Here is a 15,993-nt window from a genome sequence, read left to right on the forward strand (position 1 = left end):
CCCACATGCGCTCCATCGCCTGGCTCGCCGTCCCGCTGGCGATCGTCGCCGCGGCACCCGCCGTCGCCGCGGACCGGACCGACTGGGTCGATGCGAAGACCGGTCACCGGGTCCACCTGATCTCGGACGCGCCGGGCAATTATGCACTGTATTTCAACTACAACGCGTACACGCCCAACGGCGATACGATGGTCTTCCAGACCAAGGCCGGGATCTCGCGGCTCGACATGAAAAGCTGGAAAGTGACCAGTTTGCTCAGCCGGCGGGGCGCGCATGTGCTGTTTGTCGGGCACAAGACGCGCTCGGTCTATTTCTCGGAACAGGCGGGTGGCGCGGCGGACGCGGCGATCACGATCTATGCCGCCGATATCGACAGCGGCGCGGTCCGCCTGATCGCGAAGGTACCGAAGGGGAGCCGGATCGACACGATCAACGCCGACGAGACGCTGCTCGCCGGACAGATCGCCGAGCGCGACATGCCGCTTCAGCCGGGCGCGGGCGTACCCGACACCAAGACCGGCCAGGCCGCCTATGCCGCCAACTGGCCCGACGGCACGCCGATGACCTATGCCGATGCCAAGGAATTCCGGCTCAACCAGCGGCTCGACGCGCGCGTCCCGATGGAGATCTTCACCCTGAACGTGAAGACCGGCGAGCGCCGATCGGTGCTGAAGGCGACCGACTGGCTGAACCATCTGCAATTCTCGCCGACCGACCCGACGCTGCTGATGTATTGCCACGAGGGACCGTGGCACAAGGTCGACCGGATCTGGACGATCCGCACCGACGGTAGCCAAATGACCAAGGTCCATGCGCGCACGATGAACATGGAGATCGCGGGCCACGAATTCTGGTCTCCCGACGGCAAGACGATCTGGTACGATCTGCAACGCCCGCGCGGCGAGAGCTTCTGGCTGGCGGGCTATGAGGTCGCGACCGGCAAGCGCACCCAATATCATCTCGAACGCAACCAATGGTCGGTGCATTACAACCTGTCGGCCGACCAGACGCGCTTCGTCGGCGATGGCGGCGACAGCGAGATGGTCGCGCACGCGCCGGACGGAAAATGGCTGTATCTGTTCACGCCGAAGACGATACCCGACGTCGCCGGCATCCACGCCGCCGATGCCGCCAGCCTGATCGTGTCGGGCAAGATGGATCAGGAAAAGATCGTCGACTTCGGCCGACAGAATTATCAGCTGGAGCCCAATGCGCGCTTTTCGCCAGACGGCAAATGGCTGATTTTCCGCGCCAATATCGAGGGCAAGGTCGCGATCTACGCCGCCGAGGTGGCGAAGGCGGCGCAGGGCCTCACGCCCGTGGCGCCCCGCTCATGAGATCGCGATTGCCAGCATATGGGCAGCGCCTTTAAGGTATGGCGATGACACGTTCCACGGCCACGGCCGAACCGATCGACACGGCGGCGGCCGCAACGGCGATCGGCGCTGGCAGCCAGACCTTGATGCGCGGGCTCGACCTGATCGAGGCGGTCAGCCACGAGGTGCTGACACTCAGCGAATTGGCGGCGAAGCTCGACCTGACCAAGAGCACCACGCACCGGCTGCTGAGCGCGCTGGCCGATCGCGGCTACCTCGCCTTCACGCCGCGCTCGGGCTATCGGCTGGGGCCGAAGCTGCTGCTGCTCGGCACGTTGGCGCAGGCGCAGGCCGATCTGGTGCAGGTCGCGCGGCCCTATCTGGAGGATCTGTCCGCCTCGACCGAGGATACCGTGCATCTGGGCATCCTGGACGGCGATGCCGCGCTGTATCTCGACAAGGTCCCCGGACGGCGCCGCGTCAATATCTCCAGCCGCGTCGGCGATCGCCAGCCGCTGACCTCGACCGGGCTCGGCAAGGCGCTGATCCTCGATCATAGCCCGGCCTATTGGACCGAACGCTTCACCGCCGAACAGGCCGCGAGCGCGTTCAAGGTGGACTCGGCGGTCTGGCACGAGCGGATGGTCGGTTATGTCGCCTGCGGGCGCGCGTTCGATCTGGAGGAGAACGAGGATCAGGTGCGCTGCGTGTCCGCCCCGATCCGCGACGCCGCGGGCAAGATCGTCGGCGCGATCAGCGTGTCGAGCGCGGCGCAATATATGAGTGACGATCGCATGACCGCGCTGACCGACGAGGTTCGCGGCACCGCCGCCGCGATCAGCCGCGAACTCGGCCACGAACCGCCCCGGGGCTAAATCTACCAAAGGAGAATGCCATGTTGCTCGAGGGCAAGACCGTGCTCGTCACCGGCGCGTCGGCCGGGATCGGCCGCGCCGTCGCGATCGGCTGTGCACGCCACGGTGCCGATGTCGCGCTGAACTTCGCCCGCGACGTCGCCGGCGCCGAGAGCGCCGTCGCCGAGATCGAAGCCCTTGGCCGCAAGGGCATCGCGATCCAGGGCGACGTCGCCGATCCCGCCACCGCCAAGGACTTCGTCGCACGCGCGGTCGACGCGCTCGGCAGGGTCGACGTGTTCGTCAACAACGCCGGCATCTGCCCGTTCCACGCGTTCCTCGACATGCCGGTCGAGACGTTCGAACGGACGATGCAGGTCAATCTGCACGGCGCCTATTTCATGGTGCAGGCCGCGGCTAACCAGATGGTCAAGCAAGGCGATGGCGGGTCGATCATCGCGATGTCGTCGATCTCGGCGCTGGTCGGTGGAGAATATCAGACGCATTACACGCCGACCAAGGCGGGGCTGCATTCGCTGATGCAGTCGGTCGCGATCGCGCTCGGCAAGCACGGCATCCGCTGCAACTCGCTGTTCCCGGGCACGATCCTGACAGACATCAACAAGGAGGATCTCGCCGACGACGCCAAGCGGACGTACATGGAGGGGCGTATCCCGCTCGGCCGTCTCGGCCGGCCGGACGATCTGGTCGGGCCTACGGTGTTCCTGGCCTCGGACCTCGCCAACTACGTCACCGGTGCGTCGCTGCTGGTCGATGGCGGGGCGTATGTGAACCTGCAGTAACCTCGTCATCCCAGCGAAGGCTGGGATCTTCTGCGGCGGGGACGGGGCGGAGCCGCGAGAGAACCCAGCCTTCGCTGGGGTGACGGAATTGGGGGGAAGCGGTGCACGACATCACGCGACGTCAGCTAGGTGCCGGCCTCCTCGCCGGGCTGCTTCCCTGCCCGGCCCATGCTGCATCTGTGATCGACATCCGCGACCACGGTGCGCGCGGCGACGGTCGGGCGATCGACAGCGACGCGATCAACGCCGCGATTGCGGCCGCCGCGAGCCATCCGGCGGGCGGCACGGTCCTGATCCCCGCGGGGCGCTATCGCTGTTTTTCGATCCGCCTGAAAAGCCGCGTGACGCTGCGCCTGGCGAAGGGCGCGGTGATCGCGGCAGCGGAGGGCCGCGGATACGACCAGCCCGAGGATATCGAGCAGCTCTACCAGGATTTCGGCCACAGCCATTGGCGCAACAGTCTGATCTGGGGCGACGACGTCCACGACGTGGCGATCGTCGGGCCGGGGCTGATCCACGGCGTCGGCCTGACGCGCGACGGGCCCGGCGCGCGGTGGAAGGCGCAGACCGGCGAGCGACCATTGTCGATGCAGGGCATGTCCGCGCAGGCCATCGCCGCGCTCGAACCCGATGTCGCGGCGATGCAGGGTCGCGGCAACAAGGCGATCGCGCTGAGGAACGGCCGCAACATCCATCTGTCCGGGTTCAGCATGTTGAAATGCGGGCATTTCGCGATCCTGGCGACCGGGACCCGCGACCTGACGATCCGCGACCTGACGATCGACACCGACCGCGACGGGATCGACCTGGATTGCGTGCGCGACGTGCTGGTCGAGCGCTGCCGGGTCAATACGCCCAACGACGACGCGATCGTCGTTAAGGCGAGCTATGCGCTCGGCCACAGCGTCGCCGCGGAGAACATCGTGATCCGCCACTGCGCGGTGTCGGGGTTCGACCTGGGCACGATGATCGACGGCACGCGGCAGACCATGCAGGCGTTCGCCCCGGATCGCGACCGCGTGACCGGCCGGATCAAGCTCGGCACCGAGAGCAACGGCGGCTATCGCAATATCAGGATCGAGGATTGCCGCTTCACGCATTGCCGTGGCCTTGCGCTGGAGACGGTCGACGGCGGCGTGATGGAGAATGTCGTCGCGCGGCGGCTGACGATGGAGGACGTGACCACCGCGCCGATCTTCCTGCGCCTGGGCGACCGCCGGCGCGGTCCGCCGGGTACCGCGATCGGCGCGATCCGCGGCGTGCATCTGAGCGAGATCGTCGCGACCGGGATCGACCACCGCTACCCCGCCGCGATCGCGGGCCTTGCCGGCCACCCGATCGAAGACGTGTCGATGACCGATGTCCGCCTGACCTATCGCGGCGGCGGGACCGCGGCCGACGCGGCGCGCACGCCCGAGGAGCGTGCCTCCGCCTATCCCGAGCCCAGCATGTTCGGTGTGCTGCCGGCCTGGGGATTGTGGATGCGGCACGCGCGGGGCGTGCGGATCGACGGCCTGACCCTGTCGACCGCGACGCCCGATCGCCGGCTGCCGTTCGTCGTCGACGATGTCACCGGACTGGAGGTTACGCGAACGCCGCTTTGGCGTGGTTAGGATTTGACGCCGGGTCGACACCCCTGTACCAAATAATACAGATAAATGCCATATAATGGGTAGGGGAGAGGCCGGATGACGATCCATGCATTCAAGATGCAGCTGAAGCCCGGCGTCATCGACGAATATCGCAAGCGCCATGACGAAATCTGGCCCGAGCTGACCGCGCTGCTGACTGAGAGCGGCATCCATGATTACTCGATCTTCCTCGACGCGGATACGCTGTCGCTGTTAGCGGTGCTGAAGCTGCGCGAGCCGAACACGCGCGAGGCGCTGCCCGACCATCCGGTGATGAAGCGCTGGTGGGACCATATGGCGCCGCTGATGGAAGTCGAGCCCGACAACCGGCCGAAGGAATGGCCGCTGCCGATGCTGTTCCACCAGGATTGATGGCGGTGCGTCGCCTCATCACCGCGCTGTTGCTGTCGTGCACGCCCGCGGTCTCCGCCCATGCGCAGGTCGCGCGGCCGACCGAGAATCTGTCCGCACCGGTGAAGACGTTCGGCCGGGTGTCCTACGATGCGCGCTCGCTGATGATCGACGGCAAGCGCCAGCTGATCTGGTCGGCCGAGTTCCACCCGTTCCGCCTGCCCAGCCCCGATCTGTGGCGCGACGTGCTGCAGAAGCTGAAGGCGAGCGGGTTCAACACCGTCGCGCTCTATTTCGATTGGGGGTATCACAGCCCGAAACAGGGCGTTTACGACTTCACCGGCGTGCGCGACGTCGAACGCGCGCTGATGATGGCGGAGGAGGAAGGGCTCTACGTCATCACGCGGGCCGGGCCCTATGTGAACGCCGAACTGTCGCGCGGCGGCTTTCCGGGGTGGCTGGTCAACCAGCGCGGCCGCGCGCGGACCGATGATCCCGCGTACATGGCAGCGGCGGACGAATGGCTGACCCAGGTCGATGCGATCATCGCGCGGCACCAGATCAACACCGTGAAAGGCCGCAAGGGCGGCGTCATCCTGCACCAGATCGAGAACGAACTGGCGCTGACGACACCCGCGCAGCGCCGCTACATGGATCATCTGTACGCCAAGGCGCGCGCCGACGGCATCACCGTGCCGATCTTCCACAACGACCAGGGCCGCAACGGCTATTGGGTGCCCGAGAGCTCGACGGTCGCGAACGTCGTGAAGGGGCCGAACGACCTCTATGCGTTCGACGGCTATCCCGGCGGCACCTGCACCGTCGCGGGGACGCCGACGCGCGGCAGCGCGGCGCCCGACTGGGGTTTCTATGGCCCCGGCGGCGCGAAGGGCGGTGCCAGCGCTTCGCCCGATACGCCCGCGTTCCTCGCCGAATTCGGCGGCGGCTGGTTCGACTATTGGGGCTCCAACGGCGGCTACGACTGCAACGCGATCCAGCGCGGCAAGCGGTTCCAACGGGTGTTCTACGGCACCAACCTGGCCAACGGCATCGACATCCACAGCGTGTATATGGGCTATGGCGGCACCAGCTGGGGCTGGCTGCCGGGGCCGGTGGTGTTCACCAGCTATGATTACGGATCGGCGATTTCCGAGGACCGCGGCATCCGCCCCAAGGCACTGGAGATGAAGCAGCTCGGCGGGCTGATCGCGACGGTGCCCGATCTCGCCGGGATGGTGCCCGCGCCGCCGGTGCAGGTGTCGTCGGCCAATGTGCAGGTCTATCACAACCGCAATCCGGAGACCGACGCGCGCTTCCTGATGGTGACGCACAAACCGTCGAACGGGCGGACCGACGACAGCTTCACGGTGACCGCGGAGCTGCCAGACGGGCGCTACACGCTGCCGATGCGGCTCAACGGCTTGGACGCGAAGTGGCTGGTCGCGGGGGTGACCCTGGGTGGCCAGCGGCTGGTCTATTCGACGTCCGAACTGCAGACCGCGCTGACGATCGACGGTACCGACCTGATGCTGTTCTACGGGCGCGTCGGCGAGCCCGGCGAAACGGTGTTGCGCTATGCGACCGCGCCGAAGGTCACCGTGCTCGAAGGCACCGTGACCAGCGCGTTCGATGCGGCCAAGGGCGACCTGAAGCTCGGCTACGCGCATCGGGGCCGTGCAGTGATACGGGTCGAGGGCGGTGGCCGGCCGACGGCTACGCTGATCCTGGCCGACGAGGACGAGGCGGTGCGCTATTGGCGTGACGGACCCGCGCTGGTGCGCGGGCCGGCGTTGCTCCGCAAGGCGACGATCGACACCGGCACGCTCGCGCTGGCCGGCGATACCGATGCGCAGACGCCGATCGAGATCTGGGCGCCGGCCTCCGCCAAATCGGTGCGGTGGAACGGCGCGCCGCTCGCGGTCACCGCCTTGGCGCTCGGCAGCCGTACCGGCACCCTCCCCGGCCCCGCCGCGATTGCGCTGCCCGCGCTGACCGACTGGCGGATGGCAAAGGGTTCGCCCGAGGCCGACCCGGCGTTCGACGATTCGCGCTGGCAGGCGATCGACACGCGCGGCAGCGCGAGCATCACCGCAAAGCCCGACGGGCAGCCGAACCTGACGATGGATTCCTACGGCTTCCACGAGGGTGACGTCTGGTATCGCGGGCGCTTCACCGGCGCAGCGGACGCGAAATCGATCGCGCTGTTCTATGGCGGCGGCGGCGCGGGAATGCTGCAGGTCTGGCTCGACGGCAAATTCGTCGGGCAGCACGAGCTGCCGGTCGGGCTGCCGCGGCCGATCACCACCGCGCTCGCCAGCTTTGCGCTGCCCGTCGCCGCACAGACGCCCGGCGAGCATGTGCTGAGCGTGATGGTGCGCAACAACGGGCATAACTGGGACCTCGACGCCGACGATTTCCACAAGGAAGCGCGCGGGCTGATCTCGGCGTCGATCGCGGCGCCGGGCGGGCGCAGCTTTACGGTGCCGATCGCGTGGAAGATCCAAGGGCGCCAGGGCGGCGAGGACCTGGCCGATCCGGTCCGCGGGCCGATGAACACTGGCGGGCAATATGGCGAGCGCGCGGGCTGGTACCTGCCCGGGCTCGACGATCGCCGCTGGGCCGCGGCGCGCCTTCCGGCCACGACCGCGACGGCGGGGACCAGCTGGTACCGCGCGCGGTTCGACCTGGCCGTTCCCAAGGGGCAGGACGCGACGATCGCGCTGGCGTTCGGCGACACGGCGACGCCGCGATCGGTCGCGCAATACCGCGTGCTGATGTTCGTCAACGGCTGGAACATGGGCCAGTTCATCGCGCATGTCGGGCCGCAGCGCGTGTTCCCGATCCCAGAGGGCATCCTGAACCACCGCGGCACGAACACCGTTGCGCTGGCGGTGACGTCGGATGGCGCGCCGGGCGATGCGCTCGAAGCCGTGACGCTGGTGACGATGCGCAACCTGAAGGGTGGCGTGCCGGTGGCGATGGTGGCGGCGCCGACGGTGCCGTCCGCGCTCAAGGGCGCGCGGCCATGATCACGCGGCGCGGTCTTGGCACCAGCGCGGGGGCGGCGTGGCTGCTGTCGCTGGCGCCGGCCGCGCGTGCATCGGCGGGGGACCGGCCGTCGCGCTATCTGCTCGGCGCCGACGTGTCGTGGATCCCCGAGGACGAAGCGGCGGGCGCGACCTATTATGTCGATGGCGTGCGGACGGACCCGCTGCTGATCCTGCGCGATTTCGGGTTCAACGCGATCAAGCTGCGGGTGTTCGTGGCGCCCGAGCGCGGCTATTCGCTGGGCAAACTCGGCGGTCCGTGGTGCGGGATCGAACAGACGATCGCGTTCGCGAAGCGCATCAAGGCGGCGGGTTTCCACTTCTCGTTCACGCTGCACTATTCGGACAATTGGGCCGATCCGCAGAAACAGACCAAGCCCGCCGACTGGGCCGCGCTGCCTTTCGCCAAGCTGGTCGATGCGGTGCATCGCCACACGACGCAGACGCTGGCGGCGCTGAACGCGGCGGGCGTCGCGCCCGATCTGGTCGTGATCGGCAACGAGACGACGTTCGGCATGCTGTGGCCCGATGGTCGCGTGCCGCTGACGATCCCGACCGGCAATCCCGCGACCGACAGCGTGCATCTGAACGTGCAGGGCGCGGGCGGCTATGACCGGTTCGCCGCGTTGCTCAAGGCCGGGATTGCCGGGGCACGCGAGACGACCCCTGGGGCGAAGGTCGCGCTGCACAATCATCTCGGCCGGCACTGGCCGATCGTGCAATACTGGACCGACAATCTGCTCCAGCGCGGGGTTCGGCCCGATGCGATCGGCTTTTCCTGCTACCAGCAGGCCGCGCAGGGCGACTGGCAGCGGACCTTTACCGAATTCGCGAAGCGCTATCCCGACATGGGCTTGCTCGCGCTCGAATATTCGTCGCGCAAACGCTACCTCAACGATCTCGTCCACGCGCAGCCGCATGGCTGGGGCAGCTTTATCTGGGAGCCGACGCGCCATCAGGAAGCGATTTTCACGCGCGGCGGCGCCAGTGCCGGCGAGGGCGCGAAACCCGATCTGCTGTCGCAAGGCGCCAATGTCGCCGAGGCGCCCGGCAGCGTAACCGCGGCGCCCGCGCACCCCGAAGATACCGGCGGCCGCTACGACGCCGACCCGAAATTCCTCGCGCTCTATCGGACGATGGCGCGCGACTATCATCTCACCAGGAGAGTTTAATTGGCCGCCCTCACTCACGACATCCCCCGCGCGGAGGTTACCGACGCGATCGCCAAGCTGATGGACAACCTCGTCAACATCAAGGACGAGACCGGCGAGTTCCTGCTGCATCTCGAAGACGGCCGGATCATCGACACCAAGGGCTGGGCCGGCTGGGAATGGACCCACGGCGTCGGCCTGTTCGGGATGTGGCGTTACTACGAGCAGACCGGCGATCAGGCCGCGCTCGGCATCATCAAGCAATGGTTCGAGGATCGCTTCGCCGAGGGCACGCCGACCAAGAACATCAACACGATGGCGCCGTTCATCACGCTCGCCTATCTCTACGAGCGCGAGCCCGATCCGCGCTACATCCCCTATCTCGACACCTGGGCCGAATGGCTGATGGCGTCGGACGGCCTGCCCAAGACCGAGGAAGGCGGCTTCCAGCACATCGTCTTCAACGACGAGAATCCGGGCGAGATGTGGGACGACACGCTGATGATGTCGGTGCTGCCGCTCGCCAAGATCGGGCTGCTGCTCAACCGTCCGCACTATGTCGAGGAGGCCAAGCGCCAGTTCCTCGTCCATATCAAATACCTGTTCGACAAGAAGACCGGGCTCTGGTTCCACGGTTGGGATTTCAACGGACGGCACAATTTTGCGGAAGCCTTGTGGGCGCGCGGCAATTGCTGGGTGACGATCGCGATCCCCGAGATCATCGAGATCCTCGACCTGCCGCAAGGCGATGCGCTGCGGATGTTCCTGATCGACACGCTCGAAGCGCAGGTCAAGACGCTCGCCGAAACGCAGGATGCCGAGACCGGGCTGTGGCACACGCTGATCATGGACCCGACCAGCTATCTGGAGGCGTCGGCGACCGCGGGCTTCGCGTACGGGATCCTGAAGGGCGTGCGGAAGGGCTATCTGCCACGCGACTATGAGCAGGTCGGGATCAGGGCGGTGCGCGGCGTGCTCGCCAACATCGACGACGCCGGCGAACTGCAGCAGGTCAGCTTCGGCACCGCGATGGGCGACACGCTGCAATTCTACAAGGACATCCGCCTGACCTCGATGCCCTATGGCCAGAGCCTGGCGATGGTCGCGCTCGCCGAGTTCCTGCGCACGTATATCTGATCCGAACGGGACGGCTGTTCCCCGGCGAAGGCCGGGGCCCAGTTGGGCGAAGAGACGCGAAACGCGCAACGCCCGGTACCACCGTTCGCCAACTGGGCCCCGGCCTTCGCCGGGGAACAGCATCGTCTAGTTGAGGAAGCCCATGGCCAGTACGCCAGTCGACGCCATCCCTGCCATGCCACTGGCCCCCGCGCGTCCGGTGCGCTGGTACAACCTCCTCGCCTATGGCTCGAACGACGTGCTCGGCGCGGGGTCGATGGCGGTCATTTCGACGTGGATCCTGATCTTCTACACCAGCTTTTGCGGGCTCTCCGCGTCCGAGGCGACGATCATCTTCGGCACCGCGCGCGTGCTCGACGCGATCACCAGCCCGACGATCGGGCATCTGTCGGACAATCTCGGGCGCAGCTGGCTGGGGCGCAAATTCGGGCGGCGGCGGTTCTTCATCCTGGCGGCGATCCCGCTGCTGCCGTCGTTCGCGATCATGTGGGTCGCGGGGCAGAATTTCTGGTATTACCTCGTCACCTACGTGCTGTTCGAGATGGTCTACGCGATGGAGATCATCCCGTACGAGACGCTCGCCTCCGAAATGGCGACCGACTACAAGACCAAGGCGAAGTTCGCCGGTGCGCGGATCCTGCTCGGGCAATGCTCGGCGATCGGCGCGGCGTTCCTGCCGGGGTGGCTGATCGCGTATCTCGGGCCGGATTCGCCTGATACCTATCTGTATATGGGCATCATCTTCTCCGTGCTGTTCATGGCGGCGGCGGGGCTGCTCTATGCGTTCAGCTGGGAGCGGCAGCGGCCGCCGGGGCTCGACGCGGTCGAGGACGCCGAGGAGCGCCCGACGCTCGGCGCGGCGTTCAAGGCGCTGTACCGCAATCTGTTTTCGACGCTGCGGATCCGCGCGTTCCGGCTGCACCTCGGCATGTATCTGGGCGGCTATATCAGCCAGGACATCTACAACGCGGCCTTCACCTATTTCGTGATCTTCGCGCTGGCCGGATCGACCGCGATCGTCGCGAACCTGGTGGGCGTGACGTACATCGTTCAGCTGGTCGCGGTGGTGCTGGCGATCAACTTCGCGCTGCGGCTGTCGCCGGCCGCGGCGTACCGGTTCGCGGCGATGAGCTTCGCGATCGGCGTGCTGATCTTCCTCGGCATGTACGGCGCCGGCTATACCGCGACGTCGGCGCTGTTCTGGCTGCCGGTGGTGTTCGCCGGACTGGGGCGCGGCGCGCTCAACTATATTCCCTGGGCGACGTACAATTACATGGCCGATGTCGACGAGATCGTCACCGGGCGCCGGCGCGAGGGCGCGTTTGCGGGGGTGATGACGTTCGTGCGGAAGATGAGCCAGGCGTTGGCGGTGATCCTGGTCGGGCAGGTGATGCAGGCGTCGGGCTTCCTGTCCAAGGCGCCGACGCAGAGCCCGACCGCGATCGCAGCGATCGTCGGCGTGCTGGGCGTTGGCACGATCGCGATGCTGGTGTTCGGGGTGCTGGTGTCGACCCGCTTCCGCCTGACGCCGCGCACGCATGCGATATTGCTGGAGGAGATCGAGCATTTCCGGGGTGGCGCGCGGACGCCGACGACGCCCGAGAATGCGCGCGTGGTGGAAGACCTGTCGGGTTGGTCGTATGATCGGCTGTGGGGGAACAATCCGGTGGCGGAGGCTCGGGCCAAGTGATCGCTTAAGCCGCGGAGGCGCTACGGCCGAGCCGCTGACGTTCCCCGGCGAAGGCCGGGGCCCAGTTGCGAAAGCCTCTCGACTAACTCCTTACGTCCCCCAACTGGGCCCCGGCCTTCGCCGGGGAACAGCATCCGCGGACGCGTTCAGTCCAGGAACCCGACCTGTCGCAGCCACGCCGCGCACAACAGCGGCCAGACCGAAACCGGCAGCCCCGGTGTATCGAGCGCGAAGCCGTGCGGCGCGTCGGCGAAGACGTGGAGTTCCGCATCGCCGCCTGCAGCCTGCCACGCGGCGTGCAATCGGCGCGCATTCTCGACCGGGACGACGGGATCGTTGCCGGCATAGACGATGAACGCGGGCGGCGGTGACGGCAGGAGCTGCGCGTCGGGCTGGAGCCGGTCGTACATCGCCTGCTTCTCGACCTGTGGCAGCGGCGGCTTGTCGGCGACGATGGTGCGGCCCTTGGCGTTGGTCGAGATCGGCGCGTAGCCGATGACGAACAGGTCGGGACGCGCCGCTTCGGATCGCGACGTCCATTCGGTCGGGTATTCGGCGGCGAGACAGGCCGCGAGGTGGCCGCCGGAGGACAGGCCGACGACGCCGACCGCGTCATGGCCCTGCCCTCGGATGAGCCGCAGCGCTTCGCGCGCGTCGTCGAGCGAGGCGGACGGGCCGTTCGCCGTATCGGGAAAACGGTGGACCAGCACATAGGCGGTGTAGCCGAGGCCGGTGAGCCACCGCGCGACCTGCACGCCCTCGCGCCCGACCATCAGCGCGGTATAGCCGCCGCCCGCCAGCACCAACATGGCGCGGCCGTCAGGCACCTCAGGGTAATAGCCGAGCAGGACAGGTTCCTCGACCGCCTTGACGATGGCAGCCTCGGGCGCCACGCCGGGATCGTCGAAGGTGACGTCGGCTGCATCGCTCCACAGCGGCCACAGGATGTCGGCGTCGAGCATCAGCATCCCGGCTTCGCCCCGTCGAACGACGAATGGCCCGGCGTGCACGGGTGCGTCGGATAGGCCTCGCCGTCGAGCTCGGTCGCCTCGCGCACCACCGACAGGCGGTCGCCATCGTCGCGCATCTCGTAGAGCTTGCCGAGCGCGAAATTGAAGGGGCGGTGGACGATCATCATCAGTTTCCCGTCGAATGTGTGGAACAGCATGCCGTGCCCGCTATCGCGCTCGACCAGCGTGCCGAGCTGCTCCCACGGGCCCGCGAGATCGCCCGACGTCGACCGGGCCTGCGCCTCCACATAGCCCTTCTTGCCGTAGCTCGACCACAGCATCAGCAATTTACCCGTCTTGCTGCGATAGAGTTCGGGGCCGTCGGTGACGAACACGGTGTCGCCATCGGGCTGCTTCTGCCCGACCACCCAAGGCGCCGCGTTCGCGCGGAAGAGCAGGCGCGGCGGACCGGCGGCGGCGAGGTCGTCGGTGAGCGGGATCGCCTCCATCGTGCCGACCGTCGTCTGCCACCATTCGTGCGCGTAGACGAGCCAGGGCTTGCCCTTCGGGTCGACATAGAGCGAGCCGTCGAGTGTCATCAGGTCCTTCGACACGATCGGCTCGCCGCCGCGGACCAGCGTGTACGGCCCGTCCACCCGGTCGGCGACCGCGAGCACGGTGCCGCGGCGGTAGGTCGTGCGCGTGCCGTTGACGCCGATCGGCGACGCGGAATCGTGGAAGGTGGTGAAAAGGTACCATTTCCCCTTCCACGCATGCACCTCGGGTGCCCAGCTGCCCGCCTTCGCCCAGACCTTGTCCGGCAGCACGAAGGCGAGCTTGGGCCTGCTCCAATGCTTCAGGTCGCGGCTCGCATAGACCATCGTGCCGAGCCGTTTATCGCCGGTCATCGCGGCTTCGTTGCGCGTGAAGAGATAGTAGGTGCGCGTCGCCGTGTCTGCGACGATCCACGGGTCGTGGAGGTGCATCGCGGTCATCACCAGCGGCGCGTCGAGCGTCGGCCGTGCAGGCGCAGCCCCGATGAGCGCGAGCAGTCCTGCGAGCAGGAACGCCTTCACGCCGCGACCGCCAGGCTGTTGCCATAGCCGATCACGACCGTGGCGAGGACCAGCACCGCGATGCCGCTCCAGACGGTCGCCTTGATGCTAGCGCCCGCATCGCGCCACTCGCGAAAGGCGAAGCCCCAGAGCGTGCCGAAGATGATGATGCTCGCCATGTGCAGCGTCCAGCTGGAGAAGCCGAGGCGCCCCATCTGGCTTTCGCCCATCGTGTAGAAGAAGAACTGGAAATACCAGGTGACGCCGGCGAGGGCGCTGAGCGCGAAATTGGCGAGCAGCGGCGGGCGCCCGGTTCCATCCTTGGCGTCCTTGTTCGTGTGGCCGACCCATTCGCCCGCGCTGCGGTTCTTCACGATCAGGACCGCACACCACAGCCCGTTGGTGATCAGGCCGCCGAACATGACGAGACACAGCACCGGCAACCCGGTCCAGAGCGGCCCGGTGCCCGCCGCCGCCGACAGCGCCTTGATCGGCTCGCCCGCGGCGAGACCGAAGGCGAAGCAGGCGGACATGATCCCCGCGGCGATCGCGACGGCGATGCCTTTGCGGAAGTCGAACTCGGCGACCACCGCGGCCTTCTGCTCGGCGGTCAGCAACGCATTCTTCTTCGCGCCCGCAAAGGCGACGATGACGATCCCGACCAAGGTCAGCGCGATTCCGGCGAGCACGATCCGGCCCGAGTTGGTCGCCAGCAGCTTTTCGTGGAAGTCCCCGGCGAACAGCGGCGGGATCAGCGTTCCGAACACGGTGCACAGCCCGAGCACCACCGCCATGCCGAGCGACAGCCCGAGATAACGCATCGTCAGCCCGTAGCCGAGGCCACCGAACCCCCAGAGCACCCCGAACACGATCGGCCACCAGAATGCCGATTGCGGCGCCTGCCCCAGCACGCCAAGCAGATCCTCGGTCTGCAGCCACGCGAAGAACCACGGCGCGAACAGCCACGAGACGATACCGCCGGTCAGCCAGTAGATTTCCCACGACCAGCGCTTCACGCCGCGGAACGGCACGTAGAAGCTGGCCGAAGCGAGACCGCCGAGCCAATGGTACATGACGCCGACCAACGGGTTCATAGGTCCAGTCCCAGACGATAGATGCGGTTGGCGTTGCGCGCGAACATCGCGCGGCGTTCGTCCTCGGCGAAATCGGCGGCGATAGTGTGATAGGCGTCGAGATAGCGGTCGACCGGCGCGAACAGCGTGTCGGTGGGGGCATCGCTCGCGAACAGGCAACGTTCGGTGCCGAACAGGTCGATCGCTTCGAGGAGGAACGGGCGGACCTGGTCGAACGTCCAGTGGCGGTCGAGGAAGCCGAGCCCCGACAGCTTGATCGCGACGTGCGGGATCGCGGCGAGCGTGCGCAGGCCGTGACGCCATTCGGCAAGGCCATCGGGGTCGCTTACAACGGGCATGCCGAGATGGTTGATGATGACCGGGATTTCGGGATGCCGTGCGATCAGCGGCGCGAGGCCCGCCATCTGCCCGGCATAGCATTGCAGGTCGAACGACAGCCCGTATTTGCCGAGCAGACCGAAACCCGCCCACCATTGGTCGTCCTGCGTGACGTCGCTGGGGGTGTAGGTGCGCAGCGGATCGGTATGCCAGTTGACGATCTGGCGGATGCCGCGAACCCGCGGGAACGCGGCGTGCGCGGCAAGCAGCGGCTCGACCGCGGGGTCGTCGAGCGGGGCGTAGGCGACGATTCCGGTCGGCAACGCGTCGCCCAGCCCCTCGAGCCAGCGGGTTTCGTCGAGCGCCTGTGCCGGGTCGGCGCCCGCGTCGACATGGACGGCGCCGACGACGTTCCACTTGGCGAGGTCCGCGCGGTAGTCGGCGAGGCCGTAATCCTTCGCGATCGCCGCGACACTGCCATTGGGGCCGTCTTCGGCGAACGGCGGGGTCAGCCAGGCATAATGGATCTGCGCCAGGTCCCAGAGGTGGATATGGGCATCGACGAACGGGATCATGCTAGCCTCTCCGGGGCTGGC

13 protein-coding genes are annotated in these 15,993 nt (G+C 67.2%); 9 read left to right on the forward strand and 4 right to left on the reverse strand.

Going from position 1 to position 15,993, the window contains the following annotated elements:
• Positions 1-5: 5 nt before the first annotated feature.
• The 9 genes from U1701_RS01940 to U1701_RS01980 all read left to right on the forward strand — a co-directional run bounded on the left by U1701_RS01940 (position 6) and on the right by U1701_RS01980 (position 11,980).
• Positions 6-1,337: an oligogalacturonate lyase family protein gene (locus tag U1701_RS01940; protein WP_332780841.1), complete on the forward strand. Its 1,332-nt coding sequence runs from the start codon at positions 6-8 to the stop codon at positions 1,335-1,337.
• A gap of 44 nt (positions 1,338-1,381) precedes the next feature.
• The gene (locus tag U1701_RS01945; RefSeq protein WP_332780842.1) at positions 1,382-2,191 is read left to right on the forward strand and encodes an IclR family transcriptional regulator; all 810 of its coding nucleotides are present in this window, start codon (positions 1,382-1,384) and stop codon (positions 2,189-2,191) included.
• Positions 2,192-2,211: 20 nt separating this feature from the next.
• Entirely contained in the window at positions 2,212-2,973 is a 762-nt protein-coding gene (gene lra1, locus U1701_RS01950; RefSeq protein WP_332780843.1) for an L-rhamnose 1-dehydrogenase Lra1, read from the forward strand.
• A gap of 179 nt (positions 2,974-3,152) precedes the next feature.
• Complete coding sequence (locus tag U1701_RS01955; protein WP_332780844.1) at positions 3,153-4,586, forward strand: rhamnogalacturonidase; 1,434 nt, start codon at positions 3,153-3,155, stop codon at positions 4,584-4,586.
• A gap of 75 nt (positions 4,587-4,661) precedes the next feature.
• Positions 4,662-4,976: an L-rhamnose mutarotase gene (locus U1701_RS01960; RefSeq protein WP_332780845.1), complete on the forward strand. Its 315-nt coding sequence runs from the start codon at positions 4,662-4,664 to the stop codon at positions 4,974-4,976.
• 5 nt (positions 4,977-4,981) lie between these two features.
• Positions 4,982-7,984, forward strand: coding sequence for a glycoside hydrolase family 35 protein (locus U1701_RS01965; protein WP_332780846.1), 3,003 nt, complete (start codon positions 4,982-4,984; stop codon positions 7,982-7,984).
• Positions 7,981-9,174 (forward strand): glycosyl hydrolase 53 family protein, encoded by a 1,194-nt coding sequence (locus U1701_RS01970; protein WP_332780847.1) that lies wholly within the window; start codon positions 7,981-7,983, stop codon positions 9,172-9,174. The genes U1701_RS01965 and U1701_RS01970 overlap by 4 nt, the downstream gene beginning before the upstream one ends.
• Complete coding sequence (bglB, locus tag U1701_RS01975; protein WP_332780848.1) at positions 9,175-10,290, forward strand: beta-galactosidase BglB; 1,116 nt, start codon at positions 9,175-9,177, stop codon at positions 10,288-10,290.
• Between the two features lie 142 nt (positions 10,291-10,432).
• Positions 10,433-11,980, forward strand: a complete 1,548-nt coding sequence (locus tag U1701_RS01980; RefSeq protein WP_332780849.1) for an MFS transporter — start codon at positions 10,433-10,435, stop codon at positions 11,978-11,980.
• A 146-nt stretch (positions 11,981-12,126) separates the two neighbouring features.
• Here U1701_RS01980 and U1701_RS01985 read toward each other — a convergent pair whose 3' ends face one another.
• Genes U1701_RS01985 through U1701_RS02000 form a run of 4 tightly spaced genes read right to left on the reverse strand, consistent with a single transcriptional unit; the run spans position 12,127 to position 15,972 of the window.
• Positions 12,127-12,948, reverse strand: coding sequence for an alpha/beta hydrolase (locus U1701_RS01985; RefSeq protein WP_332780850.1), 822 nt, complete (start codon positions 12,946-12,948; stop codon positions 12,127-12,129).
• Complete coding sequence (locus U1701_RS01990; RefSeq protein ID WP_332780851.1) at positions 12,942-14,006, reverse strand: glycoside hydrolase family 43 protein; 1,065 nt, start codon at positions 14,004-14,006, stop codon at positions 12,942-12,944. Before U1701_RS01990 ends, U1701_RS01985 begins: the two co-directional genes overlap by 7 nt.
• Entirely contained in the window at positions 14,003-15,079 is a 1,077-nt protein-coding gene (rhaT, locus tag U1701_RS01995) for an L-rhamnose/proton symporter RhaT (RefSeq protein WP_332780852.1), read from the reverse strand. The genes U1701_RS01990 and rhaT overlap by 4 nt, the downstream gene beginning before the upstream one ends.
• On the reverse strand, positions 15,076-15,972 hold the full coding sequence (locus U1701_RS02000; RefSeq protein ID WP_332780853.1) for an amidohydrolase family protein: 897 nt from the start codon (positions 15,970-15,972) through the stop codon (positions 15,076-15,078). Before U1701_RS02000 ends, rhaT begins: the two co-directional genes overlap by 4 nt.
• Positions 15,973-15,993: the final 21 nt, after the last annotated feature.

The organism is Sphingomonas rhamnosi, from assembly GCF_036663615.1.
Lineage (GTDB): Bacteria > Pseudomonadota > Alphaproteobacteria > Sphingomonadales > Sphingomonadaceae > Sphingomonas.

Bases quoted from the DNA above. Each gene is read 5' to 3' on its own strand.
- U1701_RS01940 (WP_332780841.1), top strand. From the start codon at position 6: ATGCGCTCCATCGCCTGGCTCGCCGTCCCGCTGGCGATCGTCGCCGCG.
- U1701_RS01945 (WP_332780842.1), top strand. From the start codon at position 1,382: ATGACACGTTCCACGGCCACGGCCGAACCGATCGACACGGCGGCGGCC.
- lra1 (WP_332780843.1), top strand. From the start codon at position 2,212: ATGTTGCTCGAGGGCAAGACCGTGCTCGTCACCGGCGCGTCGGCCGGG.
- U1701_RS01960 (WP_332780845.1), top strand. From the start codon at position 4,662: ATGACGATCCATGCATTCAAGATGCAGCTGAAGCCCGGCGTCATCGAC.
- U1701_RS01970 (WP_332780847.1), top strand. From the start codon at position 7,981: ATGATCACGCGGCGCGGTCTTGGCACCAGCGCGGGGGCGGCGTGGCTG.
- U1701_RS01980 (WP_332780849.1), top strand. From the start codon at position 10,433: ATGGCCAGTACGCCAGTCGACGCCATCCCTGCCATGCCACTGGCCCCC.
- U1701_RS01985 (WP_332780850.1), bottom strand. From the start codon at position 12,948: ATGCTGATGCTCGACGCCGACATCCTGTGGCCGCTGTGGAGCGATGCA.
- rhaT (WP_332780852.1), bottom strand. From the start codon at position 15,079: ATGAACCCGTTGGTCGGCGTCATGTACCATTGGCTCGGCGGTCTCGCT.
- U1701_RS02000 (WP_332780853.1), bottom strand. From the start codon at position 15,972: ATGATCCCGTTCGTCGATGCCCATATCCACCTCTGGGACCTGGCGCAG.